The sequence below is a fragment of the Pseudomonas sp. 05N434 genome (genome assembly GCF_056396965.1).
In genome coordinates this window covers 1-2,070 of the sequence record NZ_JBFTMK010000715.1, presented here as the reverse complement: position 1 = coordinate 2,070, position 2,070 = coordinate 1, and the positions used below count along the sequence as shown (strand labels likewise).

Sequence of the window (2,070 nt, the reverse complement as noted above, 5' to 3'; positions counted from 1 at the left end):
ACCTCCTACTACTATCCCGAGGATCGCGGTATTTCCGAGAGCATCGATTTCGGTAGAAACATGGCAAGGGATGCAGTTAAGTGAAACAGCTGCTTAATCGACAGTTCCTTGCCTTTCTGGTGACGGGGGGTAGTGCAGCTGCTGTCAACTTCTTCTCGAGGATTCTTTATAACCAATGGCTGAGCTTTTCAGTCTCGATCGGGCTCGCCTACCTGACCGGCATGATCACCGCCTTTGTACTGGCACGAATGTTTGTCTTTACCGAAAGCCAACAGCCCATCCATCACTCGGCAATGTTCTTTGTACTGGTCAACCTGGTTGCGGTCGTACAGACATGGATCATCAGTATTGGCCTGGCATCGTACATCCTGCCTGCAATGGGCATGGAGTCCTTCAAGCATGAAATAGCGCACGCAGTCGGCGTGGCTGTGCCGGTGTTTACCAGCTACTTCGGCCACAAGCGCTGGTCATTTCGCTGAAATCGCACATAGAGGAGCCCGGACCACACGACCCGGGCTCCGGGATTGGCCGCCTTGGTCGCCGCCCACAGCACCTTCAACAAAGCATGCGCATAAGCGGGCAATTTCAACGTGAATTGGTCTATGGGGCGTTAGAGGTACCGCTTGACGCCCCACGATATCGCGCAGCTCGCTGATCGAGCACCTGTTCTGCAACAGATGAATGGGCAGCATGGTCTCCAACGGATAGGGTTTGCGACTACCGCCTGCCTTCGGGTAATACGGTTCGTATCAACCTCTTCAGACCGCTTGCAACCCCTGCACTGTGCTGGTGGGCTTTGAAATAGCTGCCATCGATTTAAACCCACTCCATATCAGGATCAGTCACAAGCGTTTGAACCACATTGAGCCGCTTGTTTGTAGACCTTGCTCCAGCCACCGAATGCTTCGGGCAAGTCACTCCAGGGACAGCCTGTGCGCATGCAATACAACATGCTTTCGACCGTTATCCGTAGATCACGCTTGTTGTTGATGGTCTTGTGCAGCAGAATTTCCCGCCACTTCGACCGGTGCTCATCGCTGAGCATCAATCGGGGCATTGCAAGCTCGCACTGTCCGAGAGCTATTACAATGCAATTTTACATTTATAATTCAATGAGTTAGGACGAGAAGAAGATAGGCCTTAGGCTTTCCATGTATCGCAAAAGTCGATGGTGGTATCAACGCTCTAATCCTCCAGTACCGACCCAAAGGCACGCACTTGTCGGTTCGCAACCGGGAGACACGAACRACATTGCCTAGCAATGAACGAGGGGGCCACTAAAAAGCTTCGACTTCAAATGCCCACTCAGGTCATGGGTGAGGTGATGCAAGGCGTCATGCCATGCAGCATAATGCCGCCTACATCCATTCAATGACCGTGTTGCACTCAGTTCCTGCATTCACCCTGTTTACCAGCGCTGAATTTTTTCCAAGGACGATAGCCATTTGACTGCCAAGAAAACAACCATGGTTCTGAGCATGCATCGCAGCGGAAACATCGCACTTGCGCGTGCACTCAATACCATGGGCGTTGAGCTTGGTGCCCCCCTCCATCCGATGGATATGGACCATACGGCCAGTTTTTGGAAAGACAGAGACGTCACTGCTGTCAATAACAAGCTGTTAAGCCGGCTAGATTCTGCCTCGGCGCTTGACCTGCCAGCGCCGACCGAAGATGAGATATCGAAATACATCAATGAGTATCCAGACCCTGGCTCCCGTCACGCTCAGCACCTCGAAAGCGTACGGCTCAACAGCCAGACTGAACCAAAAATACTCGCCAATGCCAACCTGGAAAGCATTTCTTTAAAAACGCAGATCAAAGCGCTAAATACCGAGAATGTAGTGGCACACGGCGCCACAACATCCACAGCAACTTACCGTCGAAGACGACCATGATAAATAACGAACAAGTAGATCAAGAACAATCCACCATCATTAAACTTTCCGATGAAAACGCCCGTCTCAAATCTGAACTGGCGGATCTAAGCGCCCAGCACAAAAAACTGGAAATAAATCTGGAAAAATGGAAAGCCTCTGAAGCGGGGCTGAAGCAAGAGTATATTCAAAC

Annotated in this window: 2 protein-coding genes and 2 pseudogenes; 2 read left to right on the top strand and 2 right to left on the bottom strand. The window is 51.2% G+C overall.

The genetic code is table 11. The annotated features are described in order from the left end of the window. Positions 1–80: 80 nt before the first annotated feature. Complete coding sequence (locus tag AC1DLB_RS28500; protein ID WP_111454885.1) at positions 81–479, top strand: GtrA family protein; 399 nt, start codon at positions 81–83, stop codon at positions 477–479. A gap of 168 nt (positions 480–647) precedes the next feature. On the opposite strand, the pseudogene AC1DLB_RS28495 reads toward AC1DLB_RS28500, so the two are convergent. Both AC1DLB_RS28495 and AC1DLB_RS28490 read right to left on the bottom strand, forming a co-directional pair. Continuing rightward, positions 648–746, bottom strand: a pseudogene (locus tag AC1DLB_RS28495) (IS5/IS1182 family transposase); the annotation flags it as partial. A gap of 73 nt (positions 747–819) precedes the next feature. Beyond that, positions 820–1,057 (bottom strand): annotated as a pseudogene (locus AC1DLB_RS28490) (transposase); the annotation flags it as partial. Positions 1,058–1,445: 388 nt separating this feature from the next. On the opposite strand from AC1DLB_RS28490, the gene AC1DLB_RS28485 reads away from it, so the two are divergent. Beyond that, positions 1,446–1,898 (top strand): hypothetical protein, encoded by a 453-nt coding sequence (locus AC1DLB_RS28485; protein WP_477743456.1) that lies wholly within the window; start codon positions 1,446–1,448, stop codon positions 1,896–1,898. The last annotated feature ends 172 nt before the right edge of the window (positions 1,899–2,070 follow it).